Source organism: Scytonema sp. UIC 10036, from assembly GCF_009725235.1.
This window is the reverse complement of the sequence record NZ_WJFC01000092.1, coordinates 1-15,626: the sequence shown is the minus strand read 5'-3', so window position 1 is coordinate 15,626 and position 15,626 is coordinate 1. Positions and strand designations below refer to the sequence as shown.

General features: G+C 42.0%; 14 protein-coding genes. 8 read left to right on the top strand and 6 right to left on the bottom strand.

Annotated elements, in window-relative coordinates; genetic code table 11:
- Positions 1–90 precede the first annotated feature (90 nt).
- Positions 91–672 carry a type IV pilin-like G/H family protein gene (locus tag F7734_RS33630; protein ID WP_155748876.1) on the bottom strand — a complete coding sequence of 194 codons (582 nt, stop codon included), beginning with the start codon at positions 670–672 and terminating at the stop codon, positions 91–93.
- A gap of 160 nt (positions 673–832) precedes the next feature.
- The gene (locus F7734_RS33625) at positions 833–2,161 is read right to left on the bottom strand and encodes a class I SAM-dependent methyltransferase (protein WP_155748875.1); all 1,329 of its coding nucleotides are present in this window, start codon (positions 2,159–2,161) and stop codon (positions 833–835) included.
- A 219-nt stretch (positions 2,162–2,380) separates the two neighbouring features.
- Here F7734_RS33625 and trxB point away from each other — a divergent pair, with 219 nt between their 5' ends.
- Complete coding sequence (gene trxB, locus F7734_RS33620; protein WP_155748874.1) at positions 2,381–3,751, top strand: thioredoxin-disulfide reductase; 1,371 nt, start codon at positions 2,381–2,383, stop codon at positions 3,749–3,751.
- 170 nt (positions 3,752–3,921) lie between these two features.
- Here trxB and F7734_RS33615 read toward each other — a convergent pair whose 3' ends face one another.
- Together F7734_RS33615 and F7734_RS33610 are read right to left on the bottom strand one after the other, a co-directional pair.
- The gene (locus tag F7734_RS33615) at positions 3,922–4,257 is read right to left on the bottom strand and encodes a XisI protein (protein WP_155748873.1); all 336 of its coding nucleotides are present in this window, start codon (positions 4,255–4,257) and stop codon (positions 3,922–3,924) included.
- The gene (locus F7734_RS33610) at positions 4,245–4,661 is read right to left on the bottom strand and encodes a XisH family protein (protein WP_155748872.1); all 417 of its coding nucleotides are present in this window, start codon (positions 4,659–4,661) and stop codon (positions 4,245–4,247) included. The genes F7734_RS33615 and F7734_RS33610 overlap by 13 nt, the downstream gene beginning before the upstream one ends.
- Before the next feature lie 293 nt (positions 4,662–4,954).
- Here F7734_RS33610 and F7734_RS33605 point away from each other — a divergent pair, with 293 nt between their 5' ends.
- The 4 genes from F7734_RS33605 (at position 4,955) to F7734_RS33590 (ending at position 7,368) form a co-directional block, all read left to right on the top strand.
- A complete protein-coding gene (locus F7734_RS33605; protein ID WP_155748871.1) occupies positions 4,955–5,845 on the top strand; it encodes an ABC transporter permease in 891 nt (296 codons plus the stop codon).
- Positions 5,846–5,967: 122 nt separating this feature from the next.
- Positions 5,968–6,102 carry a DUF86 domain-containing protein gene (locus F7734_RS64125; protein ID WP_166482315.1) on the top strand — a complete coding sequence of 45 codons (135 nt, stop codon included), beginning with the start codon at positions 5,968–5,970 and terminating at the stop codon, positions 6,100–6,102.
- A gap of 105 nt (positions 6,103–6,207) precedes the next feature.
- Complete coding sequence (locus F7734_RS33595) at positions 6,208–6,411, top strand: hypothetical protein (RefSeq protein ID WP_155748870.1); 204 nt, start codon at positions 6,208–6,210, stop codon at positions 6,409–6,411.
- A 57-nt stretch (positions 6,412–6,468) separates the two neighbouring features.
- Positions 6,469–7,368: an ROK family protein gene (locus tag F7734_RS33590; protein WP_166482309.1), complete on the top strand. Its 900-nt coding sequence runs from the start codon at positions 6,469–6,471 to the stop codon at positions 7,366–7,368.
- 60 nt (positions 7,369–7,428) lie between these two features.
- Here F7734_RS33590 and F7734_RS33585 read toward each other — a convergent pair whose 3' ends face one another.
- Together F7734_RS33585 and F7734_RS33580 are read right to left on the bottom strand one after the other, a co-directional pair.
- Complete coding sequence (locus F7734_RS33585) at positions 7,429–7,860, bottom strand: hypothetical protein (RefSeq protein WP_166482308.1); 432 nt, start codon at positions 7,858–7,860, stop codon at positions 7,429–7,431.
- Between the two features lie 110 nt (positions 7,861–7,970).
- Positions 7,971–9,614, bottom strand: coding sequence for a CTP synthase (locus tag F7734_RS33580; protein WP_155748868.1), 1,644 nt, complete (start codon positions 9,612–9,614; stop codon positions 7,971–7,973).
- Between the two features lie 193 nt (positions 9,615–9,807).
- Here F7734_RS33580 and F7734_RS33575 point away from each other — a divergent pair, with 193 nt between their 5' ends.
- The 3 genes from F7734_RS33575 to F7734_RS33565 all read left to right on the top strand — a co-directional run bounded on the left by F7734_RS33575 (position 9,808) and on the right by F7734_RS33565 (position 15,516).
- Positions 9,808–11,595 carry an N-acetylmuramoyl-L-alanine amidase gene (locus F7734_RS33575; protein WP_166482307.1) on the top strand — a complete coding sequence of 596 codons (1,788 nt, stop codon included), beginning with the start codon at positions 9,808–9,810 and terminating at the stop codon, positions 11,593–11,595.
- Positions 11,596–12,769: 1,174 nt separating this feature from the next.
- Positions 12,770–14,968: a polysaccharide biosynthesis tyrosine autokinase gene (locus tag F7734_RS33570; RefSeq protein ID WP_155748866.1), complete on the top strand. Its 2,199-nt coding sequence runs from the start codon at positions 12,770–12,772 to the stop codon at positions 14,966–14,968.
- On the top strand, positions 14,953–15,516 hold the full coding sequence (locus F7734_RS33565) for a serine acetyltransferase (RefSeq protein ID WP_155748865.1): 564 nt from the start codon (positions 14,953–14,955) through the stop codon (positions 15,514–15,516). Before F7734_RS33570 ends, F7734_RS33565 begins: the two co-directional genes overlap by 16 nt.
- Positions 15,517–15,626 lie beyond the last annotated feature (110 nt).

Genomic DNA, 15,626 nt, shown 5'->3' with positions numbered 1-15,626 from the left:
TAAGAAAAGTGAGTGAGTAGTAGAAGCTACCCACTCTAGGAAGAAAGCTGATGCCCAACTAAATGCTACTGGGTACAATCAGTCACTGAACTAATTGACTTCTTTCATTCCGGGAGTCATGGTATTACAATTACCAGTAGCAATAGCAGCAGCCGTTACCGCTTCAGGAGTACCAACAGCCACACTTGCGGCTGGGTTGTATGCGTTTTTAGCTTCACACAAGCTTGCTTGGGTTAGTGATTCAGTTATATTACCTACAGTTTGGTCTACTGTGTAAACTATGCCAGCGTAAGACTTGAGTTTAGCTGCTCGTGCTGCTGCTATATTGACAGCTGCTTTTGCATAATTATCAGTGGAGCCGTCGTCAATTAAGTATGAAAAATTATCACTTGCAGTTTTGAGACCAATAGCCAAATCTACAATACTGCTCCCGAATCTATTGGCGTTTTCCAAATAATATGCTTGCTGTGCTCGGTTAATAGCACCAATGTTTTGTTTAGCTTCCGACTGTCTGGCTTTACTAACTTGATTGAGCAATGAAGGCAAAGCAATAGCCGCTAACACACCGATAATAATGACAACTACTAATAGTTCAATAAGGGTAAAACCTTCATCTTTCTTCTTGCGATTTAAGTGATGCAGGAATTTGACTTGCAGTTCTGGCTTAAGCATAGGGGGTCTCCTTTGAATAGGGAAGTTCGATTGCTGAGTTCTAAATGTAACTTACCCACTTCATTTCAGTTCCATATCACTCTTGATGAAAATTTTTTTCTTGGACAAAGCAAAGAAGTGGGGGATGAGGAAATGAGGTGATCGGAGGCTTCTTGTCTCCTTAAGGTCTGCGCTCTAACAGCACATAACCATGGCTTTCCAACCTGATAAGTAGTTTTTGCAGTGTCAGAAAGACTTCGTGCGTATTGATTGGCTCTAAGGTCACTGGATGCAGGGGTCTAACTTTCTGCCAAAATTCCACCAACGACATCATTGTTTGAGGTGCATTTAACAGAGGAATAAAGAAAAGTGCCATTGAGCTGTCGATACTGATAGTCCCTTTAGTTAGAGATAAATGTTCGCTCATAGCAAATACTTTCATTTCTGTAACGCAAGCTATGAGGTCTTGTTTAAACTTCTCGGTTATAAGTTGAGGATGCAGGTGAACCCGCACTTCCTCCCAGTCAGAAATTGTCCATTCCGTGACCGGAACAAAAGACTTGCCTTCTTCTGGATGACCACACCAAAAATCAAGTAATCGATGAATGGGATGTAAAAGTTCAAATAGCTGTAGTTGTTGCTCTACAGAAGCTTCTGGTAAGCTCATTGCTAAAATAGCAGGCAAGTCATCTGGTTCTTTGAACAAATTCATCAAGTTCCACTGTCGCCAGTTCACCATACTGATAAACTCTAGATCTGCTGTTCTCAGAGCAGCAAACATATCAGCGATCGTGTAACCTTTATCTCCTTGGAGTAGATAATTCATTAAAATAGTTTCGTTATTATCCTGTCCTTCATAGATAGAATTCCAAGTGGTAGCTTTGAGGCGGACATTATCTTTTAAAGCTATCATTGTTTCTCTAACAGCTTCTATCTCAAATTTTTCAGGATTTCCATCCATTAATCCCATCATTTTGAAGACTTGCTGCGCGCGGAAAAAATGAAATCGTTGCACTGAACTGTGCAAGTTACTGCGAATAATTCCCTCTAGTTGTAAAACCGCTTTCATTGCTTGTAAAGCAACTGTCAAGTTTGGACAAAGAGAGAGTAGCTCATCACAATTGATATAATCAAATCGATAATTTAACTTTGGTAAATCCTCTACTGATAAAACATAAAATTCTGCATTATCGCATCCATGATAATCTAAACGTTGCCGTGCCAATTGAACAGATTCTGTTGAGATATCAATTCCAACAACTTTAGCTCCGGGATTTGCTTGTGCCAAGACTAGCGATTTGTAACCAGAGCCACATCCGGCATCTAAAATGACTTTTCCTTTGGTCTCTATAACTTTTTGGTTTCTTAAGTAGTAGGGTGTTACCAAATTATGAATGTAAAGTGAATTAGGGTTATCCTTGGGACATTTATCTACAGGAATTCTCGGATAGGGTGTACTTTCATATTGCTGACGGATTTTTTCTAGTAATTCAGATGATTGACTTGCCATTCAATATTTTCTCCTAAGCTAGGGGTATGGGAGAGGGGTATATTCCATGAGTGTTCCCAATTTTTTGGATTTCTAACACAAAAACAACGATCGCTCTTAACAAAACTCTCTCCCACCTTGCAAGGCATCCCTGAAAAAATATTGACTTTCACTTTTCCCACCACTACAGTCTGCTATGCTATATTAAGTCATAGTCGTTATGAGTTCATTTAAAAAATCATGACCAACCCGACAGTAGAAAACGTAGTGATTATCGGTTCTGGTCCGGCTGGTTACACGGCTGCTATCTACGCCGGACGAGCTAACCTCAAACCTGTTGTCTTTGAGGGTTTCCAAGCTGGGGGATTGCCTGGAGGTCAGTTGATGACAACAACTGAAGTGGAAAACTTTCCTGGATTTCCCGAAGGTATTACCGGACCGGAACTCATGGATCGAATGAAAGCTCAAGCGGAACGCTGGGGAGCTGAGTTATATACTGAAGATGTTATTGAAGTTGATTTCAGCCAGCGTCCTTTTACAGTCCGCTCTGAAGAAAGAGAATTTAAAACCCATAGTGTTATTATCGCCACTGGCGCAACTGCAAAACGGCTGGGGCTACCCCTCGAACACGAGTTTTGGAGCCGGGGTATTTCTGCTTGTGCAATCTGCGACGGTGCTACACCCATTTTCCATGGTGCAGAATTGGCTGTGGTTGGTGGCGGTGACTCGGCTGCAGAAGAAGCAATTTACCTCACCAAGTACGGCTCTAAAGTGAATTTGCTAGTACGTTCTGACAAGATGCGGGCTTCTAAAGCCATGCAAGACCGCGTTTTAAGTAACTCCAAAATTGTCGTTCACTGGAACACGGAACCTGTAGATATTTTTGGTAACGAGAACCACATGGAAGGTGTCAAAATCCGTAACACCAAAACAGGTGGAGAAAGCGAACTGCACGTTAAGGGGTTATTTTACGCCATCGGTCACAAGCCCAATACCTCTTTATTTAAGGAACAACTGGAACTTGATGAAATCGGGTACATTCTCACCAAACCCAATTCTCCAGAAACCAGTGTAGAAGGTGTTTTCGCTGCAGGTGACGTACAAGATCACGAGTACCGTCAAGCAATTACTGCTGCAGGTAGTGGTTGTACAGCAGCAATGTTGGCAGAACGCTGGTTGTCTTCTAACGGATTGATTCAGGAATTCCATCAAAAACCGGAAACTCCAAATAATGAGTTAGAACATCCTGCTAGGAAAACAGAAGAGCAGCAAGCTAGCGAATTTAATATTGAGAGAACTCGCCATGAGGGAGGTTATGCCTTACGCAAACTTTTCCATGATAGCGATCGCCTTCTGATTGTCAAATATGTTGCTCCGGGTTGCGGTCCTTGTCACACCCTCAAGCCAATTCTCAACAAAGTTGTCGATGAATTTGACGGCAAAATTCACTTTGTTGAAATCGATATTGATAAAGACAGAGACATAGCCGAAAATGCAGGTGTTACTGGAACCCCAACAATTCAGTTCTTCAAGAATAAAGAGTTATTGAAAGAACTCAAAGGCGTCAAGCAAAAAAGTGAGTATCGTCAATTAATTGCTAGCAACTTATAATTTTGGATTTTGGATTAAAAGAGTCTTGCTTGGCTGAATTACATCCAATTATCCATAGCATACTTTTTTCAAATTTGTATGGCTTTTTCTTGTGGAACGGGCGAGACGCCCGTTTTTTTTATAAATAGTAACATTAACTTATTTTCTCTCTCGTCGTCTAGAGTAATTGCTCACTCAACCGCATAAGAGGTAAATTGGCGTTTAAAAGGAGAATGAAAGCCAATAACAATATCTGAGTGAGGCACGCCCGATTTAACTAACCTTTCGGCGATCGCTTCTTCCGTACCATTATATTGAATCCAAATTTTTCCTTTAATAATATCAAAATGTAAGACGGGGCCAAAAACCCGTTTATCTCCTTCCCACCCAACATAAGTCAATTGATAATGGTCATTTTTAGAATCTATAATGATTTCTGGTTTTACCGTATCGGTATTAGAGCTAGTTTGTGCATGCTCGCTTAAAATTTGTTGAATTAGTTGTCGATACTTTTCTATTTTGTCCATTGCAGTATTTCCTCCTGTGTTGGATCGTATATTATTAATTTTACTTGAGAACGTCGAAGCGCACGTTGAATAAACGGAAGTTGAAAAAAATCTTGATAAGTTTCGTTAGGAACGGCTAAATATAAAATTCTTTCTGGTTGTTGTTCTTCAAGAGCCTGAGAGTAGTTGATATACTGACCAAGTGCCGTATGAAATTCACTTATATCCGAGTCAGCAATAAAACTTTTGATTTCAACTGCTATTTTTTCTGCTTCACGTTCTGCTGCAATAGCATTACTAGCAGCTAAATCTATTTGGACTTTAACTGCCTCACTGATACGAATAGTTAAAGGGTCATCAGTGATTATCCACCCATCCTTGATTAAAGCATTTTTTGCTTGTTGGTGGAAAATATCTTTAGCCATTTTTCCATCTCTAGATTCACAGAGTTTGCGACTCTTATTAAAGATTTTAGCTGAGATGTCAATCACCAGCTGAGGCAAATAGATTATTAGAAAGTATTTCTCGGCGGAGTCACCGAATCGAGATCTGACAAACAGAGCACTTTATTATCTTGTAGTACGGGCGTCTCGCCCGTACCACATCTTAGAGGTCATCATCTTAAATGAATTTGTGTTTTTGTACCATTGCATAAAGCTCCCCGATATGTAAAATGGGGATTTGTATTCAGAAGTTATTAACCTCAGCTTTATATATAATGACCGTTACAAAAACTCCTAAACCAAGATTTTTCCGTTTTGCCAAGAATCCTCACCTATCTCAGCAACTTATGGGGATTGGACTGGGAATTACTCTCTTTTTCATCTTTATCGCTATCTTCGCTCCTGTCTTTCAAGGCTTGGGATGGCTTCAAGGTCCCACTGCCACTATAAACAATCCCCTTCAGCAACCACCTTCCCTCGAACATTGGTTTGGTACAAGCCGTCAATCCTATGATGTGTTTTCTCGAACTCTGTATGGCGCTCAAGCCGCTTTGCAAGTTGTGGTGCTAGCAACAGCATTAAGCATGGTTATTGGTGTTCCTTTGGGGATGGTTAGTGGTTACACAGGCGGTCGATTGGATAAAGCTTTGCTGTTCCTTATGGATAGTATCTATACTCTACCAGGATTGTTGCTTTCAGTGACTCTGGCATTTGTTGTAGGAACTGGAATACTCAATGCTGCGATCGCTATCAGTATTGCTTATATACCTCAATATTACCGTGTTGTCCGCAATCACACTGTCAGTGTAAAAACAGAAGTCTTCATTGAAGCAGCACAAGCCATGGGCGCGGATACATGGCAAGTTCTTTCCCGGTATCTATTTTTCAACGTTATTCAAAGCGTACCCGTTCTCTTTACCCTAAATGCTGCTGATGCCATTTTGACTTTGGGAGGCTTGGGCTTTTTAGGGTTAGGGCTACCTCCTGGAGCACCAGAATGGGGACAAGATTTAAAAAGAGCATTGGACGCACTACCCACAGGTATTTGGTGGACTGCTCTTTTCCCTGGGTTAGCTATGACGTTAATGGTTGTAGGGCTATCGCTCCTAGGAGAAGGTTTAAACGATTTTGTCAATCCCCGTTTGCGAAAACAGATTCGGCAGTAGAGCCGATTTTTGTTAAGCTATCTTGAAAATAGCGACTAGCGATTGGGGACAAGGGATTGGGAAACAGGCATTTTTACTCTTTTGTCGTGGGCAATTGCCTGTGGGTATCTATAGTCTAGCAAATTCCTGATAGCATTCGCAGCCAATACTCTCAAGTTCCTTGGAAAGCGGTTGCTGGTATGCGAGATATGTTAGTACATGAGTATTGGGGAATTGATGTTAATGTAGTTTGGGCAACAGTCCAAGGAGACAGTTGAATGAAATTGAGTCTTGGCAAGGGTTTCCCAATCCAAAATCCACAGATCTAAAATCTAAAATGATATAACCTAATTATTTGTTCTCTTAATTACTGAAATCTTTGTATGAAAGATAACTTATCTTTAATGGCAGCTGCTGCTGGTGGTTTTATGCTTTCTGTTGCCCTTGCTGGCATCTTACACGGTAGTCCGGTATTATCATTGGAAAGCCGACCTAGTGTTCATTCTCTGAATGTAACTACCTTTCGCCCCGCAACTCGTGAGAAAAATGAGGATACCGAATTTTTTGACGATGGTAGTCATGGGTGATCGAGGGTTGCTTTCTGCCAATGTGCCCGGTAACTGCTTTGTATAAGGATTTATAAGGTGGAAAATTCTCAAGTAATTGGTATTGACTTGGGGGGAACCGCAATCAAACTGGGGCGTTTCGCTTGTGATGGTTCTTGTTTGCGATCGCTAACTGTAGCAACGCCTCAACCTGCAACACCATTACCAGTTGTCACAGCTATAGTCGATGCGATCGCCCAAATCGATCCAGAACAACAAGCAACCGCCATAGGAATTGGAACTCCGGGACCATCAGATGCAGCCGGACGCATTGCCAAAATCGCTATCAACTTACCGGAGTGGCGCGATGTTCCTTTAGCTGATTGGTTGGAAGCAAAAACAGGCAAACCAACTATTGTGGAAAACGATGCCAATTGTGCTGGTTTGGGTGAAGCTTGGCTGGGTGCGGGGCGTCGTTTTAAAAATTTTATTCTGCTAACACTAGGCACTGGGGTAGGTGGAGCAATTATCCTGGATGGTAAATTGTTTGCTGGGCATTACGGAGCCGCAGGTGAACTGGGATTAATTACCCTTATCCCAGACGGTCCTGTGTGTAACAGTGGAAATCAAGGATCTTTAGAGCAGTATGTTTCGGTAACTGCTATTCGCCGCCGCACGGGAAAGGAACCAGCCGAATTAAGTGCTTTGGCAAAAGCTGGAAATCCTGAAGCCTTGATATTTTGGCAAGAATATGGTAAGCAACTGGCGGCAGGATTGGCAACTCTGATTTACGTGCTGACACCAGAAGCGGTTGTGATTGGTGGTGGAGCCAGCGCCTGTGCCGAATTTTTCCTACCATCAGTCCATGCTGAAATTGAGCGCCGAGTAGTTCCTGCTTCACGTGTTGGGCTGCATATATTGCCAGCAGAATTGGGTAATACAGCTGGAATGGTGGGTGCGGCGAAGTTGGCGTTTTCGAGATTGGAGATTGGGTACTAGGAATACCTTGCCTTCACCGCTCGTTCCCATCAGCCTTCACCTCTACTCCCTACCCCCTATTTACCCCTTCACTTCCCATAAATAACCCGTTGTCTTTTGAATATATTCCACCACAATCTCATAAGACTCTGGATTGCTGACGGGGTGGATGATAATCGGGATCGTACTATGTGGTAACCAAAAGGTTATTCTACCATTTGGTTCTTTACAAAAAGAACTGATTTTGTCTAGGTTAACTATGTACTCATTTCGTTCATAAAGGATTTTTACCCAATAACCTCTGTTAAATCCCACTCCAGATACATATTCTATATAGTTCAGAATTTTTTGATAATCTTCTAAGTTACTTTGAGGGTTGACAATGATTGGAATGGCGCAATCGGGTAGCCAGAAGGTAATCCTGCCGTTACGTTCATGGCAAAAAGCAGTCACTTGCTCAAAATTGACTACGTATTCATTTCTTTCATAGTAAATTTTTACCCAGTACGCCACACAAGTTCCTCATTCTATTTTTGTTTGTTAGTAGTTGGTGGTTAGTTGTTAGTTGTTGGTTGTTGGTTGTTATTAGCCGCTACTAACCACTAACCACTAACCACTAACTACTAACCACTAACCACTTCCACAGGTTTTTGTGTATCAAAAGCTACGTTGTATCGTGTGACGGCAGCTTGGATAAAACCTTTGAACAAAGGATGAGGTACACTAGGACTCGATTGAAACTCAGGATGAAATTGGCAAGCAATAAAGAAGGGGTGTTTGGGTAATTCAATAATCTCTACAAGACGCCCATCAGGAGATGTTCCACTGATAACATAGCCTGTGTCTACAAACAAATTGCGGTAAGCATTGTTGAACTCATAGCGATGTCTGTGACGTTCGTAAATGACTTCTTCTTCATAAAGCTTGTAAGCTAGGGAATTTGGCAGTAGGCGACAGGGATACAAACCCAAACGCATTGTTCCGCCTAAATCAATGACATCTTGCTGTTCTGGTAACAAGTTAATGACTGGGTTATCAGTATGGGGGTCAAATTCAGCACTGTTGGCATCTTTTAATCCCGCAACATCTCTTGCCCATTCAATGACAGAACATTGCATTCCCAAGCACAAACCCAGGAAGGGAATTTGAGACTGACGGGCATATTTTATGGCTGCTATCTTGCCATCCACTCCTCGGACACCGAAGCCACCAGGTACAACTATGCCATCTACACCTTCCAAACAGTTTTCATATCCCTCGGTTTCTAATTTTTCTGAGTTCACCCAACGTAGGTGCAGTTCGCTACTGATTGCTATTGCTGCATGGCGCAGTGCTTCTACTACAGAAAGATAGGCATCGCTTAGTTGCACGTACTTACCTACGATCGCAATTTCTATTCGATGTGTGGGGCTGTGCATTTTCTGTACTAACGTCTGCCACTGTAACAAATTCGGTGTCCGTTGCTCCATATTCAGCAACTCTAAAGTTTGCTGCGCCAACCCTTCTTTTTCTAGAATCAGCGGTACTTCATAAATACTTTTGGCATCTTGAGACGTAATCACGCATTCTACGGGGACATCACAAAATTCTGATAATTTGTGTTTTAATGATGCCGGGACTGGGCGATCGCACCGACAAATTAAGATGTCGGGTTGAATCCCAATCGATCTGAGTTCTTTTACCGAGTGCTGCGTGGGTTTAGTTTTCATTTCACCTGCTGAAGCAATCCACGGCATGAGCGTCACGTGCATATACAGCACGTTATGCCGTCCCACATCTTTTCGGAATTGGCGGATTGCTTCTAAAAAGGGCAATGATTCAATATCTCCTACCGTACCTCCTATTTCTGTAATCACCACATCAGGGTTAGTATCTTTAGCAACCCTTACAATCCGCTCTTTAATTTCATTAGTAATGTGAGGAATAACCTGTACCGTGCCGCCATTATAATCACCGCGACGCTCTTTGTTAATCACAGCTTGGTAAATTGACCCCGTAGTCACGCTGTTCAAGCGCGACATGGAAGTATCGGTGAAACGTTCGTAATGTCCCAAATCCAGATCCGTTTCTGCCCCATCTTGAGTCACAAAAACCTCACCATGTTGGAAGGGACTCATTGTACCGGGATCGACATTAATATACGGATCGAGCTTGAGAATGGAAACGGAGTAATCACGAGATTTGAGCAACCGTCCCAGACTTGCTGCTACAATTCCTTTACCAATGCTAGAAACAACCCCGCCAGTAACAAATACAAACTTAGTCATAGGATTTCAAATGCCTTGCGACTCCCAAAAATATATCCCGTCATTGTGCCATAGTGAGTGGGGAGTGGGGACTAGGGATTGGGGATTGGGGACTAGGAACTAGGAACTAGGGATTACTACTAACCACTAACCACTAACCACTAACCACTAACTACTAACCACTAACTTTTGTAAACTATTATTCTATTTTGACGTGAAATCAGTACTAGGATTAGTCATAATAAGTTCTATACTTACCTCCAATATAGTTTTGGCTCAAGAGCAATCCCTGAAGATTGTTTACCCACCAGCATTACACCAGACGAGCGCCCGCAAGGTATTTTTCATTGGTACAGCACCATCCAAGGGACAAGTTTTTATCAATGGTAAGCCCATCGCTCGCAGCAATGCAGGTCATTTTGCTCCAAGTTTTCCCTTGGAATTGGGAGAAAATACTTTTAATATCCGCTATCAGGAGCAAGAAATCCAAATTAGGGTAACAAGAGTTTCTTCTCAACCCGATATACCCCAAGGACTAACCTTTGCTAAAAATTCTCTCACTCCTGCGGTAGATATTGCTAAACTTCCAGGGGAACTCATCTGTTTTAGCGCAATAGCTGCTCCAAATGCTAGTGTCTCTGTCAAACTGGGAAATCAAACAATTCCTCTTTCACCCCAACAACAAGTGGCGAAACTTCCACCCAATTCTGCTGCTTTAACCGGGCAAAATCAACCATCTGTTCAAACTAACACGGGTAAGTATGCGGGCTGCACGACGGTGGCGGTGGCTGGCGATCTGGGACAACCTCAGTTTCAATTGACGTTGGATGGTAAGACAATAACTCAAGCTGGAACGGGAAAAATTACCATCCTCTCACCTACACAATCGGAAGTTGTTGAGGTAACAGTAGATTCAGGGGTAGCTCGCACGGGACCAAGTTCGGATTATTCCAGACTGACACCTCTACCAAAGGGCACTCAAGCAACAATCACAGGTAAAGAAGGTGATTGGTTGCGTCTGGATTATGGCGCTTGGATTAATAGTAAGGAAACTCGGGTTCTCACCGGGGCTATTCCCCCAAGTACCATTATTCGGAGCGTGGGATATCGCAAAGGTTCCGGTGTGACGGAAATGGTTTTTCCCCTGCAAGTTCCCGTTCCTGTAAGCGTACAGCAGAGCGATCGCAACTTTACTCTCACTCTTTATCATACCACTGCCCAAACTGATATCATCCGTTTGGATGATGACCCTGTCATTTCTCGCTTGGATTGGCAACAGCTACCAAGTTTTCAACAGGGAGGACAAGGAGGAGTGCAATACTCTTTTCGCCTCAAATCAGAGCGACAGTGGGGTTACAAGTTGAGGTACGAAGGTACAAGTCTTGTTTTGGCTTTACGTCATCCTCCTATTAGCAGAGATGGGAAAAAGCAAAAACCGCTAACAGGTATTAAAATTTTGCTCGATCCGGGGCATGGAGGGAAAGAGTCTGGTGCAGCCGGACCGACTGGTTATTTAGAAAAAGACGTCAATTTGATTGTCTCTAAATTATTGCGCGATGAGTTGGTGAAGCGTGGAGCAACAGTGGTGATGACACGAGAAGACGATCGCGAAGTCTCTCTAACAGATCGAGTCGCTGCGATCGACAAAGAAGAACCTACCATTGCTTTCTCCGTACATTATAATTCTTTACCAGATGAAGGTGATGCTGAAAACACTAAGGGAGTGGGAACTTTTTGGTATCATCCCCAAGCTCATAACCTAGCTGTTTTTATGCACAATTATATAGTCCAAAAGTTAGGAAGACCTTCTTATGGTGTGTTCTGGGATAACTTAGCATTGACACGTCCTTTTAGTGCGCCTTCAGTCCTGTTAGAGTTGGGTTTTATGAGTAACCCTAATGAATTTGAGTGGGTAACTGACTCCCAAGAGCAAAAGAAGTTAGCAAAAGCAGTGGCAGATGGAATTGTAGAGTGGTTCGCAACTGATACCTTCAAAAAATAATCTAGAGATATGCCACGGCTAGTCTTTATAAGGATTGTATGCAAGGATTGTATGTGATGCACAGTTTACCCCTGTAGATGTCTAACCCAATCCTAAATTAGGAGTTGAGTTTTGTACCATACAATCCATGTACTTGATTGATGCAAGGTTTTTTCATTCAGAACAAATTATTTATTAAGCTAGAAAAAAACTCTTTTTTCTTTTATCAAATATAGAACTGACACACTTTTCCCACCTTTCTTACGTACTGGTAACTCTTGAGCTTTTGACCTGTAAGTAAATAGGGCTAAAACCCATGGAAAGCCTGATTTCGTAAGCAATAGCTACCCCGTAGTTATAAAAATTTCATCAGTCTTTGGGATTCCTATATTATCATTATCTACTTTTTAATCGTGTAGCCAAGTTATGTTTGATAAGACTGAATTTTCAATCATAATAATATTAAAATTCTCTCAAAAACTCACTTTTCTCACTTTTCTTACTTTAAGGAAATCAGTAATAAAATTCATTGTTTCTTTAAAAAAATTTCTTATTTCTACTTGAAATTGCGTAAGATAAAAGCTATATTGGGTTTCGACAATACCTATCAAAAACAAATGAGTATTTTAAAAACCAAAACAACAGCTAACTAGACGCACTTGCAAGTATAAATGTGTTTTCAGATACATATAGATGTGCAGTGGTTAGTGACTGGAGTTGTGGTTTTAAGTGTAGTAACTGGGTAGGTAGTCGTTGCATTTACCAACTTTGTGAGGACATTAGATGTTATGGACAGCAAAACTGGATTCACTGGCCTTGCGATCGGCGATTCTGATAGTTTGACGCTCCAAAGGGGATCGCTCAGTGTTTTTCCAACGTAGTAGCACAAGTTCTTACACAGAAGAAATTTTCTACCTGTAGAGACGCTCCATGGCAAGTGGATATGAAAAAAATGGTTTTTTAACCTTGATTTTAAACACTGAATCTGTCTTCTAGAAAAAGACACAAGGAAAAAGGGCTTGATTTTGATGTGAATAATGAAAGCCAAAGATTGGAATCGTGTCTCTTAACCTAATATTAAAGAATTATATTTGACCGATTGTAAAGATAGCCCATGCTAGAAGACCAAAATATTCACATCACTATTTGAATGTCGGCTTCGATTTCGCATTGAATTTACAGACAGGAAGTTCACATGGAAACAAAAGGCTATCAACAAGAAGAAATAGATATTCAAAAATATTTGCTAGTTTTAAAACGTCGCTGGCATATCATTGCCGGAGTGTCGCTTGTTTCAGTCTGCTTGGCAGGGATGGCGGCAACCCTACAGAAACCCAAGTACCAAGCAACAGGAATACTTCTTATTCAATCAGATAGAACTTCATCACTCACCAAAGCAGGGGAGAAGATAGGGCATTTAGAATCATTAATGCGTGAGGGCAACCCATCAGACACGCAAGCTGTGGTTGTAAGTTCTGCACCAATTTTACAACAAGTCATTGACAAATTGGGATTAAAAAATGGTGACGGGACTCCTTTGGATACAGAAGGACTTGACATTAAGGTAGAGCCAGTTGTGGGGACAGATGTTTTGAAGGTTTCCTACACCGCAAAAGCTCCCAAATTAGCAGCAGATGTTGTTAACCATGTTATGTCAGCTTACGTTGACAACAATATTAAATCGAACCAATCGCAAGTCCTTGCGGCTGGAGAATTCATAAAAAAGCAATTGCCTTATGCTCGGACAGAGTTGGAACGAGCATCGGAAGCACTGCGCCAATTTAAAACAAGCAATAAGATTGTCGAGCTAAAACAGGAGGCAAGTTCTGCTATTAGTAATGTTGCCCAGCTAGATGACACGATCAACCAAGCCCAGGCTGAACTGGCTGAAGTGAGTGCTCAACAAGCGAAAGTTCTTAACCAACTCAAATTGGCAGGACAGGATGCAGTGGAAATAACATCCTTAAACCAGATACCGGGCGTACAAGATGTTTTGACTGAATTGCAAAAAGTCCAAACAAAGTTGGCAAATGAAAGAGCACGCTACACGGAAAAACATCCATCTGTTGTTAACTTACAAGAGCAAGAAGTCACCCTGAGTACACTACTACAACGGCGAATCGGTGAGACGGCTGGCTCTCAACAAAAGGTTTCTACTAGTAAATTGCAGCTAGGCAAAATCAAGCAGGATATGACTGTTGAGTATGCCAGTTTGGAAAAAAAACGCCAAGGTTTGGAAGAAAAAATAAAGTCTTTGTCTGATATCAGAAATGGGTACAAGCAAAGGCTAACAGTTATGCCGAATTTGGAGAAGAGACACGGGGATTTAGAGCGCAGACTGGAACTTGCCCAAAAGAATTACGAAAACCTGACATTAAGATTGCAGGAAATTCATGTAGCAGAGAAGCAAACTGTTGGAAATGCGAGAATCATTCAACCCGCTCAACTGCCCAAAAAACCCGCTCTGTCTAAATTGACATTACTGTTACCCGTGGCGGGCGTATTTGGTGGGTTGCTAGTTGGTGTTGCTGCTGCCTTTTTTATAGACTTAATAGACAGATCGCTAAAAACAGCCAAAGAAGCTGAAGCGTTTTTCGATTATACCCTACTTGGCTTAATTCCATCCTTTGAATCTAGCATTACATCTGCAAGTGATCGCTTGATGAGGGAAGGCATTTCGCCTCGCGTAATTGTAGCGACTTCTCCTCGGACTGTCATTCATGAAGCATATCAAATGCTTCAGGCTAACTTAAAGTTTATCAGTCACAAAAGGCTTCGCACCATCGTAGTAACCAGTTCTGTTCCTGGAGAAGGCAAGTCAGAAGTTTCTGCAAATTTAGCGGCGGTACTAGCTCAGTCAGAACGAAGGGTTTTACTGATTGATGCAGATATGCGTCAACCATCCCAACACCACCTGTGGGGTCTGATTAACTCAGCAGGTTTAAGTAACGTTATTGTAGCTCAGGATGAATTTTCTCACGCTGTACAAGAAGTTACAACACATTTATCTGTCCTGACTGCAGGAGTTCAACCTCCCAACCCTCTGGCTTTAATTGATTCAGAACGCATGACTTCTCTGATTCAAACGTTTTCTGAAACTTATGACTACATTATAATTGATACCCCTCCTCTAGTAGGAACAGCCGATGCCGCCGTTTTAGGAAAAATGGCGGACGGAGTTTTGTTAGTCGTTCGACCTGGTGTTGTTGATTCGAGAAGTGCTATGGCAGCAAAATCTCTCATAGAACGTTCTGAAGCTAACATCTTAGGAATTGTTGCCAACGCTGTTAAAGTGAAGCACGAGCCTAACAGTTACTTCTATTATTCCAATCCTCGAACTGGACAAAGTGTGACAGAAACTGAAGTGGGGACTGAACGATGGGTGTACAAATAAACTCTGTACTACAGACCAATATATCTGAAGCTTCAGATCTTGGTCTTTGGCAACAAATAAAAGAAGACTGGATTGCCCACGGGAAAGATTGGACTAAGCCCGGATTCCGAGCAGTCGCAATTCACCGTTTTGGTGTATGGAGGATGACGATTAAGCCCAAACTTTTACGAGCACCTTTTAGTGTTCTTTACGGAATGCTGTATCGTAAAGTTCGGAATCAGTATGGGATTGAGTTGCCTTACACTGTTGAACTTGGTCGTCGCGTCGTTATTGAACATCAGGGAGATATAGTCATTCACGGATGCTGTGCTATCGGTGACGACAGTATTATTCGCCAAGGAGTGACTCTGGGGCTTCGTTACCTCGAGCATCCGTTGGATGCACCTAAGTTGGGTAAACGAGTGAATGTTGGTGCTGGTGCAAAAATCTTTGGCAATGTCTCTATTGGAGATAACGCAAATATTGGTGCTAACGCTGTCATTCTATGCGATGTTCCACCAGGAGCAACAGCTGTGGGGATACCTGCAAGAATTATTGTTAGGGGTTAGTGGTTAGTGGTTAGTGGTTAGGGGTTAGTGGTTAGTGGTTAGTTGTTAGTGGTTAGTGGATAGTTGTTAGTTGTTAGTAGATAGTTAATAAATTAATATCGGAAATTCAA